The sequence below is a fragment of the Streptomyces sp. So13.3 genome, assembly GCF_005860785.2.
GTDB lineage: Bacteria > Actinomycetota > Actinomycetes > Streptomycetales > Streptomycetaceae > Actinacidiphila > Actinacidiphila fildesensis.
In genome coordinates, this window is sequence record NZ_CP048835.1 from 8,585,778 (window position 1) to 8,606,724 (window position 20,947).

10 protein-coding genes are annotated in these 20,947 nt (G+C 72.6%); 6 read left to right on the top strand and 4 right to left on the bottom strand.

Annotated features, from left to right (window positions below):
• The first annotated feature begins 343 nt into the window (after positions 1–343).
• Both C8250_RS43080 and C8250_RS38275 read left to right on the top strand, forming a co-directional pair.
• The gene (locus tag C8250_RS43080) at positions 344–505 is read left to right on the top strand and encodes a hypothetical protein (protein WP_164293887.1); all 162 of its coding nucleotides are present in this window, start codon (positions 344–346) and stop codon (positions 503–505) included.
• Between the two features lie 111 nt (positions 506–616).
• The gene (locus C8250_RS38275) at positions 617–1,054 is read left to right on the top strand and encodes a nitroreductase family deazaflavin-dependent oxidoreductase (protein WP_138358505.1); all 438 of its coding nucleotides are present in this window, start codon (positions 617–619) and stop codon (positions 1,052–1,054) included.
• 71 nt (positions 1,055–1,125) lie between these two features.
• On the opposite strand, the gene C8250_RS38280 is transcribed toward C8250_RS38275, so the two are convergent.
• Together C8250_RS38280 and C8250_RS38285 are read right to left on the bottom strand one after the other, a co-directional pair.
• Positions 1,126–1,764: an FMN reductase gene (locus C8250_RS38280; RefSeq protein WP_138358503.1), complete on the bottom strand. Its 639-nt coding sequence runs from the start codon at positions 1,762–1,764 to the stop codon at positions 1,126–1,128.
• 48 nt (positions 1,765–1,812) lie between these two features.
• The gene (locus tag C8250_RS38285) at positions 1,813–2,919 is read right to left on the bottom strand and encodes an LLM class flavin-dependent oxidoreductase (protein ID WP_138358541.1); all 1,107 of its coding nucleotides are present in this window, start codon (positions 2,917–2,919) and stop codon (positions 1,813–1,815) included.
• Positions 2,920–3,374: 455 nt separating this feature from the next.
• Here C8250_RS38285 and C8250_RS38290 point away from each other — a divergent pair, with 455 nt between their 5' ends.
• Complete coding sequence (locus C8250_RS38290; RefSeq protein WP_138358501.1) at positions 3,375–3,935, top strand: sigma-70 family RNA polymerase sigma factor; 561 nt, start codon at positions 3,375–3,377, stop codon at positions 3,933–3,935.
• Complete coding sequence (locus C8250_RS38295) at positions 3,932–10,204, top strand: FtsK/SpoIIIE domain-containing protein (protein ID WP_244809641.1); 6,273 nt, start codon at positions 3,932–3,934, stop codon at positions 10,202–10,204. The genes C8250_RS38290 and C8250_RS38295 overlap by 4 nt, the downstream gene beginning before the upstream one ends.
• A gap of 77 nt (positions 10,205–10,281) precedes the next feature.
• Here the strand turns inward: C8250_RS38295 and C8250_RS38300 are convergent, their stop codons facing one another.
• Together C8250_RS38300 and C8250_RS38305 are read right to left on the bottom strand one after the other, a co-directional pair.
• The gene (locus C8250_RS38300; protein ID WP_138354356.1) at positions 10,282–10,587 is read right to left on the bottom strand and encodes a hypothetical protein; all 306 of its coding nucleotides are present in this window, start codon (positions 10,585–10,587) and stop codon (positions 10,282–10,284) included.
• Between the two features lie 69 nt (positions 10,588–10,656).
• The gene (locus C8250_RS38305; protein WP_138354357.1) at positions 10,657–11,646 is read right to left on the bottom strand and encodes a hypothetical protein; all 990 of its coding nucleotides are present in this window, start codon (positions 11,644–11,646) and stop codon (positions 10,657–10,659) included.
• A 219-nt stretch (positions 11,647–11,865) separates the two neighbouring features.
• On the opposite strand from C8250_RS38305, the gene C8250_RS38310 reads away from it, so the two are divergent.
• Complete coding sequence (locus C8250_RS38310) at positions 11,866–18,204, top strand: putative T7SS-secreted protein (RefSeq protein WP_138354358.1); 6,339 nt, start codon at positions 11,866–11,868, stop codon at positions 18,202–18,204.
• Positions 18,201–20,945: a right-handed parallel beta-helix repeat-containing protein gene (locus C8250_RS38315; RefSeq protein WP_138354359.1), complete on the top strand. Its 2,745-nt coding sequence runs from the start codon at positions 18,201–18,203 to the stop codon at positions 20,943–20,945. The genes C8250_RS38310 and C8250_RS38315 overlap by 4 nt, the downstream gene beginning before the upstream one ends.
• Positions 20,946–20,947: the final 2 nt, after the last annotated feature.

The following is a 20,947-nucleotide window of genomic DNA, read 5'->3' on the forward strand; positions in this document are numbered from 1 at the left end:
GGACCGGAGGGAGGGAGGATGCCTCCGGCGAAGCCGACACAGCAGGCACTGACAACGTTGTCGACAGTGCTCCGGCGAGCACGATGACGAAGAACCGGACTGCCTTCACGGGACCTCCGGAGACTTGACGGCCGGGGGAGCGACGGGCACGAAGTCGGAGAGCGCTCACAGAAGTTAATGCGGCCGAAAGGGTCCGTCAATGTGCCCGGACATGATGATCTTTCGACGGGCGGGGACCGGCCACGGCGGCGTGGTGTGATCTCGGCTGATTCGTACGCGTGTACCTTTCGGGTAGCGCTGCCCGTTCGCCTCAGCGGACGGGACCGATTGTCAGAAGGTGCCCATGTCTTCGTTGTTCTCCGAAACGCTCCGCCCGGAAACCAGCCCGAACCAGCAGTCCCCGGGACCGTCGACGGATCCGTTCCTCTCGCCGGCCCTTCTCCCGTTCACCGCGGCGGAGTCGGACGGTGAGTTCGACCAGGAACCGGAGAACGCCCCGCGATAGCCCCGGCCAGGGCATCCCCGACCGGGGATGTGCTTGTATCCAGGAACGTGATGGGGTCTGTCCCGCAGTGCTGCGGGGCCCGTTGGACCTCTGCTGAGAGCAGGAGCGGTGATGGCGAAGAGCTATCGGGTCGGTGCCGGTGCACGGGTGGTGAACCGGGTGTTCGCGGTGATGACCCGCTTCGGTATCGGCAAGGGGTACCGGCACATACTGACCGTTCGGGGCCGGAAGTCGGGGCAGCCGCGTTCGACGCCCGTCGATGTGATGGAGTCCGACGGCCGGCGCTGGCTGGTCGCCGCGTACGGAGTCACCAACTGGGTGCACAACACCCGGGCCGCGGGGCAGGTCACCATCAGCCGGGGCGGCCGCTCAGAGGACCTGCGCAGCGTCGAGCTCGGGCCGGCGGAGAGCGTCCCGGTGCTGCGCCAGTACCTGCGCGAAGTCCCGGTCACCCGTGCGTACTTCGATGTGACTCAGGATTCGACGGACGAGGAGTTCGCCGCCGAGTCCGTGCTTCATCCGGTGTTCCAGCTGCTGCCGTCCGCCTGAGGAATGCCACCGCCGGCCGCCCCGTTGAGCAGGGCGGCCGGCGGTGGGTTCATCGAGGTGCGTGGATGCTGTCAGCGGCCTGCGGGCCGGAGTGCCGTCAGCTGCTGTGCGAACGGCACCACTTGTTCGGCCGCGGCCGGGGCGGCGGCGGGCCTGCCGGCCAGCTGGTCGGCCGGCTCTCCCGCCGCGCGGGCGATGCGGGCGGCGAGACCGTCCGTCGTCGCGTCCCCGCCTGAGCCCCAGTCCTCCGATGCGGCGTAGACCGCGGTCGGCATGACGAGCGCCCGCAGATAGGCGAAGAGCGGTCGCATCGCGTGCTCCAGTGCGAGCGAGTGCCGGGCGGTACCGCCGGTGGCCGCGATGAGTACGGGTTTTCCGGCCAGCACCCCGTTGTCGAGCACGTCGAAGAACGACTTGAAAAGGCCGCTGTAGGAGGCGCTGAAGATCGGGGTCACGGCGATCAGGCCATCGGCCTGTTCCGTCGCCTCGATGGCGTCCCGCAGTGCCGCACCGGGGAAACCGGTCACCAGGTGGTTGGCGATGTCGGCGGCGAGTTCGCGCAGTTCGATGACGCGGACCGTGACCGTACGGTCCTCGTCCCGGTCGCTCAGCGCGCGCCGGGTCGCCTCACCGAGCCGGTCGGCCAGCAGCCGGGTCGAGGACGGCTGGCTCAGGCCGGCCGAGACGACGACGAGATGCACGGTGTTCATGGGCTCCTTCTCTCCGGAGGGTCGACAGGGGTCGACGGATACGACGGCTCAGGCGGCGTCGGCCGGGCCGGCCGGGTCGGCGGCCCGGTCGCGGGCGACCAGAGCGGCGTGGGTCGGGCCGTCGGGCACCCCGGCCGGCCGGGCCGAGGCGAACTCCTTGCGCAGGACCGGCACGACCTCCTCGCCGAGCAGGTCGAGCTGTTCCAGGACGGTCTTCAGCGGCAGGCCCGCGTGGTCCATCAGGAACAGCTGGCGCTGGTAGTCGCCGAAGGTGTCACGGAAGGTCAGGGTCTTGTCGATGACCTCCTGCGGACTGCCCACGGTCAGCGGTGTCTGGTCGGTGAACTCCTCCAGCGACGGGCCGTGGCCGTAGACGGGCGCGTTGTCGAAGTACGGGCGGAACTCCCGCACCGCGTCCTGCGAGTTCCTGCGCATGAACACCTGCCCGCCGAGACCGACGACGGCCTGCTCGGGGGTGCCGTGGCCGTAGTGGGCGAACCGCTCCCGGTAGAGCTCGATGAGCCGCACGTAGTGCTCCTTCGGCCAGAAGATGTTGTTCGCGAAGAACCCGTCGCCGTAGTAGGCGGCCTGTTCGGCGATCTCCGGACTGCGGATCGAGCCGTGCCAGACGAACGGCGGAACGCCGTCGAGCGGCCGGGGCGTGGAGGTGAAGGACTGCAGCGGCGTACGGAACGTGCCCTGCCAGTCGACCACCTCGTTGCGCCACAGCTCGTGCAGCAGCGCGTAGTTCTCGACCGAGAGCGGGATGCCCTGGCGGATGTCCTTGCCGAACCACGGGTAGACCGGTCCGGTGTTGCCGCGGCCGAGCATCAGGTCGACGCGGCCGTCGGCGAGGTGCTGCAGCATCGCGAAGTCCTCGGCGATCTTCACGGGGTCGTTGGTGGTGATCAGCGTCGTCGAGGTGGAGAGGATGATCCGCTCGGTGCGCGCCGCGATGTAGCCGAGCATGGTCGTCGGGGACGACGGCACGAAGGGCGGGTTGTGGTGCTCGCCGGTCGCGAAGACGTCGAGACCGACCTCCTCGGCCTTGAGCGCGATGGCGACCATCGCCTTGATCCGCTCGTTCTCCGTGGGCGTCGCCCCCGTGGTGGGATCGGCGGTGACGTCGCCGACGCTGAAGATCCCGAACTGCACTGTGCTCACCACATCCATGTAGTTGCTGATTCAACTATCACCGGGAACGACGGGGCCCGCGTCTCTATTCCCGGCCTTTTCCGCAGGTCGGGCCAGGGAACCCGCTCCCCGCACGGGCGGCTACCGAGTGTGATGGTCGACTCGTTCCCGGCGGAGCCGTCACGGGCCGGGTGATCGCTTCCGAGGCCTTGCGCCCGTTGGCCCGAAGGGGTGCGGGCCGCGGCCGGAGGCCCGCTGAGCGGCCGCACGCGGCAGGGTGACGCATCACGCGAAGATGGCGCAAACTGCCTTCCCCAAGGGCGATTTGGCCAATTGGCGCCTTTGCCTCCGGCTGCGTCCGGTGACTAGGGTGTGCGGTCTGTGGTGGATCCACCTATCCGGCGCTCCCTTCCCTCGCCCGGTTCCCCGCGCGCCGGGCGCCCCGATCACCCCGAACACTCCGAGGCAGCAGCACCATGAGTTCAGCGGCACTCTCCGCCCCGCGGTACGCGACACGCGAGACGGACGAGCGGTTCACCGCTTTGATCGGACCCCACCGCCAACCGCTTCTGCGCTACGTGCGCTCGCTCCTGCCCAGCGACCCGCAGCGGGCCGAGGACGCCGTGCAGGAGACCCTTCTGAGGGCCTGGCTGGCGTCCCCCACCGGCTCGGGGTCGCGGCGCGCCGACGGCTTCCAGCCCGGTCTGCCGTGGCTCTGCACCGTGGCCCGCAACGTGGTCATCGACTGGAGTCGCAGGGACGGTGTCCGCCCCGCCCTGCCCACCGCGTATCTGCCCGAGACCGCCGCCGTCGCGGACGACCAGGCCCGGGTGGTCGACCGCACCCACCTCGTCGAGCTGCTCGCCCCACTCTCCCGCCCCCACCGTGAGGTTCTGGTGTACACGTACCTGCTCGGATGTTCCGGCCCTGACACGGCACTCGCCCTGGGAATCCCGACCGGAACCGTCAAGTCCCGTCTGCACCACGCGATGCGCGACCTGCGACGTTCGGCCGCCTACTCGCGGGAGTGCGCGTGACCGGCCGGACGGCACCCGTCGCCGGCCCGCAGCCGCTCGCCCTGGCGATGCCGGACCGGAACTCCTGGCTGATCATCATCGGCCTGCTGGTCGCGCTGGTCCTGCTGATCTGGGTGGCCGCCCGGATCATCAAGTCCCAGGGCGGGTTCCGGCGAACGTGCCGGCGCGTCGTCTGGGAGACCCGGATGACCCGCCTCGCGTTCTCCCAGCCGTTCCGCGCCTACCGGCTGCACCGCCGCTGCGCGCGGATGCTGACGTCCTTCCTCGCCGACCCGGAGGCCCGGGTGCTCGCCGGCGCGGCGCTCGACCGCGCCGACGCGGCCCAGGGCGTCGGCTGCTACGCCCCGACCGTGTGGATCGCTCCGTCGCGTGACCGGACGCGGGTGGTCATCGCCGGCCGGGATCCGCTCGGCCCCTCCGGGGAGTGGACGGATGCCACCGACGGGCCGGGGGAGTGGACCTGGTCCGCCCCGGCGCAGGCGGAGCCGCCGGAGCCCTCGTCCGTCGCGGAGGACCGGGACCGGCTGCTGCTCGTCGTCGGTGTCGACCGCCGAGTGCCGGGGGTCGTCCTCGTCGACTGGCTGAGCGGCCCGCCCTCGCTGGTGGTCGAAGGCGACGGGCGGGTGGCGCGCAGCGTCGTGCACGCGCTGACCGCGCAGCTCGACAGCCTGCCGGACGGGCCGGAGGTCCTCGTCTCACGGGGCCTGCATCCGCGTTTTCCCGGTCCTGAACTCGACGAACTCATCGATGAGTTGTCCGTGCGCGAGCGCACGGAGGCTTCACCGGAAGTCGATCCGGACAGGGAATCGGACGGAGATACGGACGGGGACACGGACCCGGACGGTGGCTCGTACGCCGGGCTGCCGCCGATCCTGGCGTGCTGGATGCCGACACCGGAGCAGGCGGAACGGCTGGCCGTGCTGAGCGCCGAGGGCAGGGCCCGGGTACTCGTCGGCGGCAGCCTCCCCGGCTCCAGCTGGACCCTGCACGCGGAGTCCGACGGGCGGTTGCTGGGCCCCGGCATGCAGATCGACGTCGAGGCGGCCTCGCTCGGCCGGGCCGTGGGCCGCACCATCCGGCGCCTCCGGTCGCGCGCTCGTGCCACGGCTCCGGTGACGACTCCTTCCGTGAGCGCAGCGCCTGGAGCTGCGGAAACGCCGCCGGTGGCGACGACCGCCGAAGCGACGGCCGGCGAACCCGGTTCCGGCGACCCGGACTTCACCGAACCAGCCGCCGTATCGCCCGCTGCCACCGCCGGCTCTTCGACGCGGCCCGCGGACCCTTCCCGGAACGAACGCGATCCGCTCCCCGCGACGGCCGTCGTCCCCGCCCCCGCGCCCGCACCGGACTCCTCCCCGGACCCGTACCCGTACCCGGACCCGGAAGGGGAACTGGACCCGGAACCCGCTCAAGCGCCGCCCCGGCCGCCGCCTCCGCCGCCGTCCCAGCCCTCTCCCTGGACCCGGACCTCGACCTCGCGGGCCCAGGCCCGCCGCCGCGCCCGCGCGGTCAGCGGGCATCTCCGCCGCGTCACGTCCCCTGCCCGCCGCCCCCGGCGAAATCCCGGATCGGACTTCTTCCACCCCGTGAGACTCTTCCTCAGCATCACTCCGGCCGAAACGCCGGACCAGGGCCGCGATCTCATGATCGACGCCACCGGCGCCACCACCGTCGGCGCGCTCGTCGCCAGACTGGCCTCTGCCGGCCGGGAGACGACGGGTGCTCACGGCGGCGATGAACTGCCCCCGCTGTATCTGGGGGACCGCCGGCTTCCCGCCGAGCTGCCGCTGTCCGCCGCCGGGGTGCGGGACGGAGCCAGGCTCGGCCTCGGTGGACCGGCCGCGCCGGAGAGCGGGGGTTACGGCCCGCTGCGCGACCTGCTGCCGCCGCCGTCCCGGTCCGCGGACGGCGAACGGCTGCCGCGCGGCCCCCGGGTGGAACTCCAGCTGGTCGGCGGCCGGGACGCCGGGCGGGTCTGGCTGCTGGAGCCCGGCACGCACGGTGCCGGCCCGCTGCCGGGCAGCGCGGTCCTCCTGGAGGGCCGGGACGTTCCGTCGCAGGGAGTGCGGATCACCGTTCGTCCCAACGGGACCGTCCTGCTCAACACCCATCAGGCCGAGGGCGTCGCGCTGTCCGCGCCCGAGCCGCCGCCGGCCCGGCCGCGCGCCGACGCGATCCCGCTGCCGCCCGCCCCCGCCCCGGAACTGCCCGATCCGTACGCCGACGCCCATGAGCCGCTGCCACGCGGCTGGCAGGAGTGGCCGCTCGGCGGTGAACTGGTGCTGGGCGAATTCCTGCTGCGGGTGGCGGAACCCACCGAGGCGGACGCGGCCGTCACCGTCTCCGCCGACGGCGCGTTCCTCGACTTCAACCGGCCGCCGCGGATCATTCCGCCGCTGCTGCCGGAACGCTTCGTCCTGCCGTCGCCGCCGAGCCCGCCCACCAAGCGCCCGGTGCCGCTGCTGGTGGTGTTCGCGCCGCTCCTCCTCGGCGTCGGCATGGTCACCATCCTCCATTCGTACTTCTACCTGATGTTCGCGGTCTTCAGCCCGGTCCTGGCCATCGGCAACTGGATGAGCGGCCGCAAGAGCGGACGCCGGGAGTACACCGACGGCGTCGCCAGCTACCGCGCCCGGCGCGCCTCCCTGGAACAGGACATCCAGCAGAAGGTCGACCGGGAACGGCGGTTGCGGGTGGCGGGCGGGCCCGACCCGGCCGACGCCGGACTGTGGGCGGTCGGCCCCGGCGCCCGCCTGTGGGAGCGCCGCCGCGGTCACCCGGACCATCTCGTACTGCGGGTCGGAACGGTCAACCAGTCCTCGCTGCTCACTGTCGAGGACACCTCCCGCGAGGACAACCACCGCTCCGTCAACTGGCGGATCCCCGACATGCCGGTCGGCGTCGACCTGGCCGGTGACGGTGTGCTCGGCATCGCCGGCGAGCGCGACGCGGCCCGCGCGCTCGCCCGCTGGGCCGTGGCCCAGGCGGCGATCCTGCACAGCCCCCGCGATGTGCGGATCACCGTCCTCACCGATACGGCGGGAGCCCCGGCCTGGGAATGGGTGCGCTGGCTGCCGCACGCCCGGCCCGGCCGTGGCGGTGTCTCCGCGGAGAACTCCGGCGGTCCGGCCGTCACCCTCGGCAACGACCCGGAGACCGTCGCCAACCGCGTCTCGGAACTGGTCTCGGCCGTCCGCGCCCGGATGCGCGCCCGCAACTCCGCGATGAGCGGGGCGCTGCTCAGCGAACCGGACCTCGTGGTGGTGCTCGACGGGGCGCGGCGGCTGCGTGACGTGCCCGGTGTCGTGCAGGTGCTGAAGGAGGGCCCGGCCGTCCGGGTCTTCCTGATCTGCATCGACCAGGAGGAGCGCATGCTCCCCGAGGAGTGCGTCTCGGTCTGCGTCGTCAACGCCCGGGACGTGACGCTGCGCCGCACCGGCAGCGCCGACCTCACCGAGATCCGCCCGGACCTGGTCGACACCGACTGGTGCGAGCGGATCGGCCGGGCCCTCGCGCCCGTCCGTGACGTCACTCCTGACGGCTCCGACGGTCTGCCGGACCGGGTCGGGCTGCTCGGACTGCTGGAGCTGGAGCCGCCGCGCGGCGAGGAACTGGCCCGCAGGTGGTCCAACCGGCCGGCCTCCACCGCGGCGCTGCTGGGCGTCGGCTACACCGGTCCCGTCACCTTCGACCTGGTCAAGGACGGCCCGCACGGGCTGGTCGCCGGTACCACCGGCGCCGGCAAGTCCGAGCTGCTGCAGACGCTGGTCGCCTCGCTCGCCGCCGTGAACCGGCCCGACGAGATGACGTTCGTGCTCGTCGACTACAAGGGCGGCAGCGCGTTCCAGGACTGCGTGCGACTGCCGCACGTCCTGGGCATGGTCACCGACCTCGACAGCCACCTGGTGGAGCGCGCCCTGGCGTCCCTCGGCGCGGAACTCACCCGGCGTGAGCGGATCCTGGCCAATGTGGGCGCCAAAGACCATATCGAGTACCGCGCCATGCGGCGGCGCGATCCGTCGCTGGCCGCGCTGCCCCGGCTGCTGCTGATCATCGACGAGTTCGCCACGCTGGCCCGGGACGTCCAGGAGTTCATCCCCGGCCTGGTCTCCATCGCCCAGCGCGGCCGCTCCCTCGGCCTGCACCTGATCCTGGCCACGCAGCGGCCCGCCGGCGTCGTCACCGCCGACATCCGCGCCAACACCAACCTGCGGATCTCGCTGCGTGTCACCGACAGCATGGACAGCATGGATGTTCTGGAGGTCAACGACGCGGTGACCATCTCCGCCGCGACTCCGGGCCGCGCCCTGGCCCGGATCGGACACCGTTCCGTCCTGCCGTTCCAGACGGCCTTCGTCGGAGCGCCCCGCGCGGGGAAGAGCGCCGAGGGCGAGCTGCCGCGTCCGGACGCGGCAGCCGGTACCGGGGTCGAAGCCCGACCGACGGCTGAGCCTCCCGTCTGGACCAGCGAGGTCAACTGGTCGCTGCTGGGCCGCACGGCCGCCGAGCCCGGCCCCGAGCACGCCTCGGACGCCGACGCCCCGGACCACTCGGACGACCCCGACGCCCCGACCGATCTGACGGCGCTGGTCGAAGCGATCCGGGAGGCGGCGGAGGAACTGGACGTGCCGCACCAGCCCAGCCCGTGGCTGCCGGCGCTCGAGCACGCCGTCTCGCTGCACGACCTGCCCGACCGGCCGGACCTGCCGAACGGCCGGCTGGCCGCGGTCCCCTGGGCACTCGCCGACCTGCCGGGCATCCAGCGACAGGAGCCCCTGGAGCTGGACTTCTCCCAGTTCGGGCACTTGTACATCATCGGCACCCCGCGGTCGGGGCGCTCCCAGGCGCTGCGGACGATCGGCGGCGCGCTGGCCCGCCGGCACTCCTCGGCGGACGTGCACCTGTACGGGATCGACGCGGCGGGCGGCGCGCTCGCGGCGCTCAGCGCGCTGCCGCACTGCGGTGCCGTCGTCCCCCGGGCCGACCTGGAACGCCTCAACCGCCTGCTGGCCCGCCTCCTCGGGGAGATGGGCCGCCGTCAGGAGCTGCTGACCCAGCACGGCGTGGCCAACCTCGCCGAACTGCGCACCCTGCTGCCGGCGGCCGAGCGGCCCGCCCACCTGGTGGTCCTGATCGACGGCTGGGACTCGTTGACCGCCCTGCTCGGCGACCACGACGGCGGCCGGCCCGTCCAGGAGCTCACCGCGCTGATCCGCGAGGGCGCGCCGATGGGCGTGCACGTGATCGCCACCTCGGAACGCGCCCTGCTGTCCGGCAAGGTCGCCTCGCTCAACGACGAGCGGCTGCTGCTGCGGCTCACCGACCGCAGCGAGTACATGCTGGCGGGTATCCCGGCGAAGCTGATCCCGGCCGTGGTCCCGCCGGGGCGCGGCTGGCGCGGCGGCAGCGCCGCGGAGGTGCAGGTGGCGCTGCTCGGCGAGGTGTCGGGCGGCGTGCCCACCGGCCGCGAACAGGCGGAGGCGCTGCAGCGCATCGGCGCCGAGGCGACGCGCCGCGACCGGGACGTCCCGGCCGCCCGGCGCCCGGCCCGGGTGATGACGCTGCCGAAGCAGGTGACGTTCACCGATGCCTACGCGAAGGTGCCGGCGGCCCAGCGGCGTCCCCTGTGGGGGCTGTTGGGCATCGGCGGCGACGATCTGGAGCCGGTGGGTGTGGACTTCGCGGCGGACTCGCCGTCGTTCCTCATCAGCGGTCCTCCCGGGGCGGGCCGTTCCACCGCGCTGGCCAGTCTCGCGGTCTCGCTGCTGGCCGGCGGGACCCGGGTGGTGGCGATCACCCCGCGCGAGTCGCCGCTGCGCGGGCTGCGCAGGCACCCGCAGGCCGTCGTGCTGGAGTCGCCCGACCCGATGGCCGACGAGGTCCGCGAGGCGCTGGAGTCCGGGACCGGGCCCGCGGTCGTGCTGGTGGACGACGCGGACCTGCTCGCCCAGATGCCGGCCGCCGACTCGGTGCTCCGTGACATCGCGGCCACCGGACGCGACCGCGGCTACGGGCTGGCGGTCGCCGCCACCGCGGAGACCCTCACCTCGGCGGGCATCGGCTGGCTGGGCCAGGTACGACGGGTCCGCAAGGGCGTCCTGCTGTCCCCGCAGTCCCCGGCCGAGGGCGATCTGCTGGGCATCCGCGTCCCGTACGACCTGCTGCGCGGCCGGCCGACGCCCGGCCGCGGGCTGACCGTCGACCCGGTGTCGGGTCTGCTGGTGTCGGTGCTCGTCCCGGAGACGGTGCTGCGGGCGGACGACGCCTGATCCGTCGTCGGCCTGTCGCGGAAAACGCGCGCGCCCGCGGCCACCCGGAAAGGTGGCCGCGGGCGCGCGCGTTGCCGTCAGGCCTGGTTGGTGCTGGCCGCGATGTCGGCGTCCATCTTCTCGACGGACTCCTTGATCTTGGTGAACTGCATCGCGAAGCTGTTGATGCTCTCCACGGCCTGCTGCAGCGAGGCCGTCAGCTTCTCGTAGGCGGCCTTCATCGCGGGACTGCTCTGCTGCATGAACAGGCCGTTGTCCAGCAGCCCTTCGACGGAGGTCTTCGTCGACAGCAGGTGCGGGTTGATGTCGTTGACCGCCTGGTTCATCACGCCTGAGACGCGCAGGATCTCGGTGTAGTCAAGGTTGATGTTGCCTGCGGGCATGGTGCGCTCCCTTGGTTGTGGGGTGACCGTGGTGCCGTTCCCGGCTCACGGGTCGGGCCGGTTCCGGCCCTAGTCGTCGTCGGACGTCGTCCAGCCGCTGTCGTGGTCCGCGCTGTCGCTCTTCCACTCCTCGGTCCGGCCGTCGGTCACCACGGTCTTGGTGCCGCTGCCGTCCTCGTTGACCTCGACGGTCGTGACGACCTCGTGGCCGTTGAGGTCCACCGAGGAGTGCGTGGTGCCCTTCACGGTCTGCTGGTTGCCGTCCTTGTCGGGGCCGACGGTGGTGTAGGTGGTGTCCGAGTCACGGTGACCGGTGGTCGTGTCGTAGACCGACGTGGTCGTGCCCGTGGTCGTGCTCTCCTTGCCGTCGGGGTCCTTGGTGGTGCTGGTGAAGTGGTCGTTGGTGTTCTTGGTGTTCCCCGACTCGGTGGTCTGGCTGTTGCCGGTCGTGGTCGTGACATTGCCGTAGACATCGGTGGCGGACGAGTCGTACGTGCCGTCGGCGTGGTAGTTCGTGGTGTCCGTACTGGTCAGGCCGGTGTTCGTGTGCTGCGTCGTGGTGATCTTCGTCGGCTTGCCGTCCGGGCCGTACTCGTACGTGGTCGTGGTGGTGTTGCCGTGACCGTCGTCGGTGGTCCAGGTGCCGGGCCGGTCCGCGGGCGGCTTGGGCGCGTGCGGGTCGTTGGGGTCGGCGTTTCCGGCCGCGACCGCCGCCTGCCAGTCGTCCCAGATCTTCTTCTGGGTCGTGTACAGATCCGCGGCGAGCGACGCCTCCTGCTTGCTCGCCTCACCGGCCAGCCGGAAGTCCCAGTCCGCCCAGCCCCGCGCCACCCCGTCGTAGAGGTTGCCGAGCTTCTCCAGCTTCTCCTCCGAGCGCTTGAAGGAGCTCTTCCACACGGAGTAGTAGGCGCGGATGGCCGTGGAGACCGACGCCGCACCGGTCTCGTTGACCGTGTAGTCCTGCTTGCCCTCGCGCGCCGCCTGGACCTGCCCCTTGAGGGTGCGGGCCTTCTGGGCGACCTGGTTGAGCAGTTCGTAGTCGACCGCGATGTCGGGCACAGCCACTCCCGGGGGACGGAGTCGGGGACGGGACGCGTACGTAAGATCAAACGCACCCGGGATCCGAACGGTTCAGTGATCCGGATTACACCCGGCTCCGCGGCCTGTGACGTCGTTCACAGAGTGAACCGATCAGGCGCGCTCTGCGTAGACATGATGTCCGGTGCCGTGGAGACCGGCTCTTGCCTACGGCCGATCGCCGCCAGGGGGTGCTTGAACGTGGGAACGCGTCCAGGGGACTGGAGTGCGCTCGGCCTGGACGGCGATCCCACCCCGGGAGACCCCGCCACCCTCACCGTCGTCGCCGACGCGATGCGCGATCTCGCCACCTCGGCCGGGACCATCAACACCGGGCTGAAGGAACTGCAGGTCACCGCGGGCGACGGCCAGCGCTTCATCGGCAAGACCGCCGACGCGCTGCGCGACAAGGTCGACGACCACCTGTTCAAGTTCGTCGGGCGGGTGGAGGAGTCCTTCCACACGGCGGAGACCGCGCTGCGCACCTACAGCACCGTCGTCACCAACGCCCAGGCCGAGGCGGACCAGGCGTTGTCCGCGGCGCAGGGGCTGCCGCAGGACGACGCGCAGCTGCCCGGCCTCAAGCAGCGCGCCAGTGACGCCAAGGGCGACGTGTCCACCGCGGCGAAGGAACTGCGCAAGCAGCTGCACACGGCGGGCGAGCTGATGGTCCAACCGGTCAGCGACTGCGACCTGTTCTGGGAAGTCTTCCAGTGGCTGACGATCATCCTGTCGGTGCTCGCGATCTTCACCGGCGGCATCCTCGCCGTCATCGCCTGGGGCATGAACGCCGTCCTGCTGATCAAGACGATCGTCGCGTTCAGCCAGGGAAAGGCCAGCGGTCTGGAGCTCGGACTCGCCTTCCTCGGTGTGCTCTTCCCGACGACCAAGGGCATCAACGTCGGCGCCTTGCTGAAGGGGCTGGGCAACAGCCTCAAGGGTGGCGTCAACGGCCTGGCGATGGCCGGGAAGAACATCTGGTCGCAGATCGGCCACTTCTCCACGCTCACCGGCCTGCCGAAGTTCGTCATCGCGCCCATGGTGATCGGCTCCCACCTCGGCCCCGCCCTCAAGATCGACCTGTCCGGCCTGCTGCGCGGGATCAGCAACGGTGCCAAGGGCGGCTGGAACACGATGGTCACCGCCATCCACAGCGACTGGGTGAAGTTCACCGGGAACGTCGTCGGCGACTGGGCGAAGGTCGGAACCTACGGGCTGGTCAACATCCAGCGGATGGGACGGTTCGGGATCGCCGCCCTCGTGCCGCTCAACGCCACCGAGATCGGCGTCCTCGGCTTCGGCGGCGCGGCCCGGCTCGCGTTCGGCGAACGTGTCCTGGGCATTCCCCACCCTGAGCTGCACGAACTGCTCGTCAACGCGGGCCGCACGGACGCCGCGCTGCACTTCGGCTCGCCGCTGGCGGGTGGCGGACACGGCACGATGGTGCCGTCCCCGATGGTGTCGCCGGGCGGACTGCACTTCTCGCCGGGGACGTTCAGCCCCAACTCCTCGCTGGGCGCGCTCTTCCGGCCGGGCGCGGGGTTCGGCGCGGCCGGCACCACCAACCTCGTCCACCTCGCCCTGGGCTCGATGCCCACCGTCAACCTCGCCCACCTCGGCATCGGTTCGCTCGGCACCATCCGCGGCGCCGGGCTCGACGGCCTGCACGCGCCGGGAGCCTCCCTCAGCGTCCCCACCGCGGTGAACCCCGGCTCGGGCGCGCTCAGCATCGGCGGTCTGCACGGCATCGGATCCCCCTCCGTGGTCGGCCACGCCGGCGGTGCGCCCGGCCTGCACATCACCGGTCTCGGGGCGCCGCACCCGGGCGGACTGAGCGTCGGCGGGTTGTCCCTGGTCACCCCGCCGCTGCCGCACGGCATGACGATGCTGCCGGGCGGTCTGAGCGTGCCGCTCACCCACGGCGCCGGCATCTCCGCCGGGTCGCAGCTCGTCCACAACGCGGACCTCGCGGCCGGCCACGTACGGCTCGACAGCAATCTGCTGCTGCCCGGCCACACCGCCATCGACCTGCTGCGCGACGCGCACGGCTCGTCCCCGATGGTGCACATGGACCAGGTGGTCTCCGGGGTGCACCCGGGAACGACGAGCGTGCCGCACACCGTCGGCATGGGAGAAGGCGTCACCATGGCCCGCGGCGCCGTCGGCCACGCCGAAGCGCTGAACGACCTGACCTTCCCCGAACTGCGCGCCCTGGCCTCGGGGGACGTCGCCGTGACCGGTATCCGGGCCGACGGCATCACCCTGCGCATCGGGGACTCCGCGCCCAAGACGATCGACGCGCACGCGGTGGCCAACACCGCCCCGGTCCCGCCCGCGCCCGTCGCCCATGTGGCGACCGGCTCCGTGACGGGCGTGCCCTCGGCCGGGGTGCACGGCGTCCAGGGCGAGCACGCGCTCACGGTGCCGGTGCAGCCGGGCGTCCGGACCACGCCCACCGCTCTGGCGGACCGCCCGTTGCCGTCCGTCACGCATGGGGCGGCGGTGCACCCTGCCCCCGCGCCGCGCGCGTTCAACACCCCTGGACCGCTCCCGAAACCCACCCTGTCCACGCACGACCTGGCGATGAGCCTGCTGCGTGGTGACGACGAGCTCCGTGCGCCGGTTCCCACCGGGCTCAGCGCCCACTCCGGTGCCCCGGCCGGCGTCTCCGCCAAGCCGGGACTGGACGCCGCTGGCGCCGGCCACTCCGGCTCCGCGAAGGGCGCGCTCGACCTGGTCGCCCGACCCGGCACCCCGGTCAAGGCCGACGAGGTGCCCCTACCCGGCACCCTGCACGTGGCGGTGGCCGAGGTCCCGGTGCCGCATCTTCCCCCGCGCGTGGACAAGGGCAAGGGCATAGCGGTCGATCAGCCCGCCGTGGTCACCCCGCTGCCGCCCGGCGGGCGGTTCGGTGGCCGTGCCGCGGAGTTGGTGATGAACCAGCGGATCCACGCCGCGCGGCAGATCGTCATCGGCGGCTCCAGCGGCTCCGAGGCCGTCGCGAAGCTCAACGCCTGGGCCAGGTACGAGCAGTCCACGACCAAGCTGGGCAAGGCCGAGCAACAGCTCGACCACGTGACCCCGCCGCCCGGCCAGGGCGCCTCCACCGGGCCCACCGCCGCCTACCGGACGGCGCTGGCCGACGTCGAGCGGACCGGAGCGGCCGTCGACAAGGCCGAGGACGCCCTGATCGCGCTCGGCATCGACGCCCGTGCCACCCGCATGGAGATCCGCTCCGTCACCGGCAAGATCTTCACCGACCGCGGCGGCCTGCTCGGCGGCGCCCCCTCGACCCGCCCCCGTCCGCCGCGCCCCGGCGCAGCCGACCTGAACACACCGTCACCGACCGCCTCGCACACCGCCGCCGACGACGCGATGGACGTCGACGTGCCCTCCACCGGCCCGCACACCACCGGCCGGACAGTCCCGGGCGGCTCCACCCCGCACACCGTGCCGCACCCGGCCGGCCACGACGTCACCATGTCCCCGCCCGCGCGGCACGGCGACGACGCGATGCAGATCGACACGCCCGCCCCGACCGGCGGCGCCCATACCTGGCACCCGCCGGCGGGTGCCACGGCCGATCAGCACACCGCGGTCAACGACGCCTTCGCGCACCTGGGCGGGCACACCCCCGAACCGCTGACCGCCGACCGCTATGCGGCCCTGGTGCACGGAAGCGTCGAGGAGTCCCGGCCCATCGCGTACGTGGTGAACGCGATCGTCAACTACCGGGAGCTGCGCGGCCTGCAGTCGTTCCTGGACTCCGTCACCCACAACCTGACCGGCTTCGACGGCCGGGTCGCCGTCGTCATCGGCGTCAACGGCCCGCGCAGCGAACTCGCCGCGATCCGCGGGGCCATCGACAACGCGCTCGGCGGGGCTTCGTTCCCGCACCCCCTCGCCCTGGTCGCCACCCCGATGGCACCCAGCGCCAAATTCGCGTACGGCACGGCCCGCAACGCGACCATGACCAGCGCCGCCAGCACCCATCTGGCGGAGACGATGATCAAAGAGGGTAAGCACCCCTACTTCTCGATCATGGACTTCGACGCCCACCCGCACACGGTGCCCAGCGGTGAGCACGTCTTCCGGCACTTCGACGAGGCGCTGGGCGCTCACGGTTCGCCCGGGTTCCCGCCGCTGCGGCCGCTGATGATGTCGGGCGGCTACCGCATGCCCGACACCGCGGTGGCCGGCGTCTCCGAGGACCTGGTCAAGGTCACCAACGAACGGCTCGCCGCCGATGCGGCGAAGGCCCCGAAGCCGGCGAAGGCGGCCACCGACGGGGCGGTGAAGAAGCCCAGGGTGCCCAAGGTCAAGGGCGATGTCACCGAGGACTTCCTGCCCACGCTCGACGCGCGGATCCGCCTCGACATGCGGATCCGCGACCGGCTGGCGGGCATGCACCCGCAACTGCCCTACTCCCCGGAGCCCAACCTCTTCGTCGACGCGGCCGCCGTCATGCTGCACCGCCCCGACGCGCCGCCGGTCCGGTTCGGCAACGGGGGCGCGGAGTTCCAGACCCTCAGCGAGCGGCTCAACCTGCTCAACGCGTGGGAACTGGACCGGAACCTGCCGCTGCCGGCCTTCGGCGGTGTCAGCCACATCCAGCTGTCGGACCTCCTGAGCCGGATCGACGACGCCTTCCGGACCGACCGCCCGCCGCTGAACCAACTGGAGCTCCACCAGGCCCAGGCCGTGCTGCACGACCTGGCGAACGCCGTACGCAACGGCGACCCGCTGGTCGGGGCGCTCAAGGCCGACCGGGCACCGACGGTCCTCGACGGGCTCGCCGACGCGCTGGGCCGCGGTGCCCACCTGCCGGGCGTCCCGGCGGCCGCCGCCCGCGAGGCACGGCAGATCCTGTGGCGCACCGGCGAGGCGCTCGACGCGCGGCTGACCCTGCGCGAGCTGAACGCGGCCAACCACGTCCTGCCGGAACGCGGAACCGCGTTCCTCACCGACTTCCAGGGCGCCGCGATCCCCACCGACGTGTCCCGGCTGCTGAAGGACCTGTGGAAGGACGGCACCCTTCCGCAGGACCACGCGCACATCAAGAAGCCGCTGGACCGGCTGTTCAACACCGACGCGTCGGGCGGCAACGCGCAGGCGGGCCGCAGCGGACTCGCCCTGGCCCCGCACCGCGACGACTGGATCGCGAAGCAGTACGCCAAACTGCGGCCGGACCTCAACAACGGCCGGCCGTTCGACCCTCTGTGGCCGTCGCGCCACGGCGCCGGCGACCCGCCGCGTCCCACGGCCGGGGCCCTGTCCGACGGTCTCGACCCACGGCTGGGCACTCCGGTGACGCACCCGGTGGGCACCGCGGTCTCCACCCCGCTGCCCGGCGAGGGCGCGGCGGTGTTCGCCGGGATCGACCCCGCCGAACTGCGGCTGGTGTCGCACAGCCTGGCGCTCAGCGCGGACACCACCCACTTCCTGCGCCACCTGCGGTACTTCGCCGCGGAGCACCTGCCGACCCGGGCCATCGACCTCTCACCCGGCTCGCTCTTCGCGGCGCTCGACCGCGCCGACGGAACGGCGGGTGATCTGGACCCGGCCCGGATGCTGCAACGTGCCTTCGACCGGATCGACAGCGTCGGCGGGGTGACGGCGGCGACCGCACAGAAGCGGCTGAAGCTGTTCACCGACGGTCTGAACGCCCACAACATCGGTGTCGAGGACTTCTTCGTCCGGCTCGTCCAGGGACGGATCCACCCGCCGACGGACACCCTGCAGGGTCTGCGCGCGACCGTCGGTGGTGCGCACTTCGCCATGGACGAGGGCAGCCTGCATGTACTCAGTTTCTACGCGCACGCGGTGGGCCGGGACATCCGGGTGACGGGCGGCGACGGAGTCGCCCACCTGATCAACGGGCCCACCAGCGGCAAGCGCGCCCGCGACCTCCTGGACATCACCTGGCACGACGGCCCCGGGGGCGGCGGCTGGCACGCACGGCTGTCCGACGGCTCGGATGCGCCGCTGCCGCCCGTGGAGCGCGGCGGCCCGCCGCCGGGCGCCGACGGTCGCGGTCCGACCAAGCGACCCCGCACCGACGCGCCCGGCGGCCGGCCCCCGCACGCGCCAGGACGCCCGGACCACAGCGTGCCGTCGACGGACCCGGGCACTCAGGTCAAGGGGAAGGGCCGGGCGTCGGCCACCGCTTCGTCGTCCACACGGGGCGTGGAGCCCGGCGGCTCCACCTCGGCCGCTCCCCAGGTCACGCGCGTCGATGCCGAGGCTGCCGCATGGCGCGCGTACACCGAGGCCACCGGTGAACTCGGCTCGGCACAAAGGGCACTGCAGGCGCTGGAACGGGGGACCGGCAGCGCCGGCGCGGGCACTTCCCGCGCCACGTCCGGCGCCTCGCACGCCTACAACCAGGCGATGGACCTGATGCGCCGGGCGAACACGGCCCTGAACCGGGCCGAGGCCGAACTGGGCAGACTGGGCATCGACCTGCAGGCCGCCATGCACAATCTCACCCTCAACCCCGGCCGCCACCGGCCGCCACCGCCCTCCGGAGACGCCCCGTGACCCCGCCCCCCGCCCGACCGGCGATCCTCTACGTCGCCGATCCGGAACGGCAGCCGACGGCGCACCCGACGATCACCGCGGCCCTGAACGCCGCGGCGGACGGCGACGAGATCCGGATCGCCCCCGGCGACTACGCCGAGGCCCTGCGCGTCGAACGGAGTGTCTCGCTGCTGGCCTGGACGGCCGATGGTGAGGACGCACCCGTCCGCCACGGCCCGGTGACCGTCAACGCCCCCGACGAGGACCGGCCCGGCCTCGAAGTGGCCGCCGGCGCCAGGGTGGTGCTGCGCGGGCTGACGATCCGCGGTGGCGCGGCGAACCGTCCCGCCGTACGACTCGCCGGCGGCAGCACCGCATGGTCCGGCGGCGGCATCACCCGCGGCCGGCTGGAAGTCCTGGGCGACGCGGCGGCCCGGCTGTGCGACACGACGCTCACCGGAGCGACCCTCACCGGCGCCCTGCTGCGCACCACCGGCACCGTGCATCTGACCGACTGCGTGCTGGCCGACGCCGACGGCACCGGACTGGTGGCCGGCGGCTCCACCCACCTCGAACTGGAACGCACCACCGTACGAGGAGCGTCGGGCTCCGCGCTGCGCATCCGCGAGAGCGCCAGGGTCCTCCTGCGCGACAGCCGGATCGACCGCGCGGGCCGCAGCGGCCTGCTCGTCGAGGACCAGGGCTCCGCGCTCCTGACGGACTGCCGGATCCGGGACTGCGGCGCCGAGGCGGTCCGCGTCCTGGGCAGTTCGCCAGCCCCCGTGGACCCCGCCGGGGCCGACGACCGGACGGTCCGCGCCGACGACGGCGTACGCCTGCACGGCTGCGAACTGACCGGCTCCGGCACCGACGCGGTGAGCGTCACCGGCCCCGGCCATGTGCTGCTCACCGCGTGCGTGCTGCGCGACAGCGGCGGTTCGGGCGTGAGCGCCGGGGACGACTCCCGGGTGTGGCTCGCCGACACGCGGATCGTCCGCACAGCCGCCGCCGCGCTCCGGGTGCACGGCGCCGCCCGGCTGACCGCCGGGCAGAGCACCGTACGGGACTCGGCCGCCAACGGCCTGCTCGCCGCGGACGACGCGACGGTACGGCTGGAGGACTGCGAGGTCGGCGAGTGCCGCTTCAGCCCGGTCCACATCGGAGGGCGGGCCACCGTCGTCCTCACCAGGCTGCGGGCGTCCGGATCACCGGAGCACGGCGTGCACGTGGTCGGCGACGCGACCGTGGAGATGACGGACGGGTCGATCGCCCAGTGCGGGATGTCCGGTCTCGACATCGCCGGGGAGTCACGCGCGGAGGTACGGGGACTGAGCGTGCTGCGCTGCCGCAACGGCATCACGTCCGCGTCCCGGGGTCCGGTGCGGCTGCTCGACTGCGAGGTGACCGACGGGGAGCGGGCCGCCGTCGTGCTGGGGCCCGGCGAGATCGAGCTGACGGGCGGGCGGCTGCTGCGGCCGGGCACCGCCGGGCTCGTCGTCGAGGCGGGCGCGCGGCCACGGGTGACGGATCTGGAGGTCCGGGAGGCGGCCGGCTCAGGAGTGGTGGTGGCCGGGGACGCCGAGCCGCGGCTGAGCGGGGTCCGCATCGTCCGGCCCGGCAAGAACGGCCTCATCGTCGAGGCCGGGGGAGCGGGACTGTTCGAGGACTGCGACATCACCGGACCCGGTTTTCCCGCCGTGCACCTAGGCGCCGGGGCGACTCCCGTGCTGCGGCGGATCCGGGTCCATGACGCGGACGAGGACCTGAGCGCCGACCCCGGGGCCGATCCCGTGGTGGAGGACTGTGTCTCGGTCCGGGTGACATCCCCCCTGTGGCCCGCCGCTTCGCTTCCGGTCGCGGTGGCGTCCGGCCCGTCGGGAGCACCTGAGGTGAAGGGCTCCGGGGAGAGCGAGCCGGCCGGGGAGCCCGAGGAGAGCCTGGACAGTCTGCTGGGCGAACTCGACGAACTCATCGGACTGGCCCGCGTCAAACAGGATGTGGCGTCGCTCGTCAAGCTGATGCGGATGGTGCAGCGCCGCAGTGCGGCGGGACTCGCGGCGCCCCCGCTGAGCCGGCACCTGGTCTTCGCGGGGAACCCGGGGACCGGCAAGACCACCGTGGCCCGGCTGTACGGCCGGATCCTGGCCGCGGTCGGGTTGCTGGAGCGCGGCCACCTCGTCGAGGCCGACCGCTCGGCGCTGGTCGGCGAGTACGTCGGCCACACCGGGCCGAAGACCCAGCGGGTGTTCCAGGAGGCCATGGGCGGTGTGCTGTTCATCGACGAGGCGTACTCACTGGCGCCGGTCGGCGGCAGCGCGGGCAACGACTTCGCCCAGGAAGCCATCGCGACCCTGGTCAAGCTGATGGAGGACCACCGGGACTCGGTGGTGGTGATCGTGGCGGGTTACCCCGCCGAGATGGAGCACTTCATCGACTCCAACCCCGGGCTGGCGTCGCGGTTCAACCGGACGCTGCTGTTCGAGGACTACGACACCGCCGAACTGGTGCGGATCGTCGAACAGCACGCCGCCTCGCACCAGTACGACCTGACGGACGCGGCCCGGGCGATGCTCGACACCTACTTCGCCCATGTGCCCAGGGACGGCCGGTTCGGCAACGGCCGCTCCGCCCGCCAGGCGTTCCAGGCGATGACGGAGCGGCAGGCCTACCGGGTCGCGGAGATCGACGAGCCGACCGATGACGATCTGGTGACGCTGTCCGAGCTCGACCTGCCGGAACTCGACACCCAGCCCGCGACGTAGCG

Bases quoted from the DNA above. Each gene is read 5' to 3' on its own strand.
- C8250_RS43080 (WP_164293887.1), top strand. From the start codon at position 344: ATGTCTTCGTTGTTCTCCGAAACGCTCCGCCCGGAAACCAGCCCGAAC.
- C8250_RS38275 (WP_138358505.1), top strand. From the start codon at position 617: ATGGCGAAGAGCTATCGGGTCGGTGCCGGTGCACGGGTGGTGAACCGG.
- C8250_RS38280 (WP_138358503.1), bottom strand. From the start codon at position 1,764: ATGAACACCGTGCATCTCGTCGTCGTCTCGGCCGGCCTGAGCCAGCCG.
- C8250_RS38290 (WP_138358501.1), top strand. From the start codon at position 3,375: ATGAGTTCAGCGGCACTCTCCGCCCCGCGGTACGCGACACGCGAGACG.
- C8250_RS38300 (WP_138354356.1), bottom strand. From the start codon at position 10,587: ATGCCCGCAGGCAACATCAACCTTGACTACACCGAGATCCTGCGCGTC.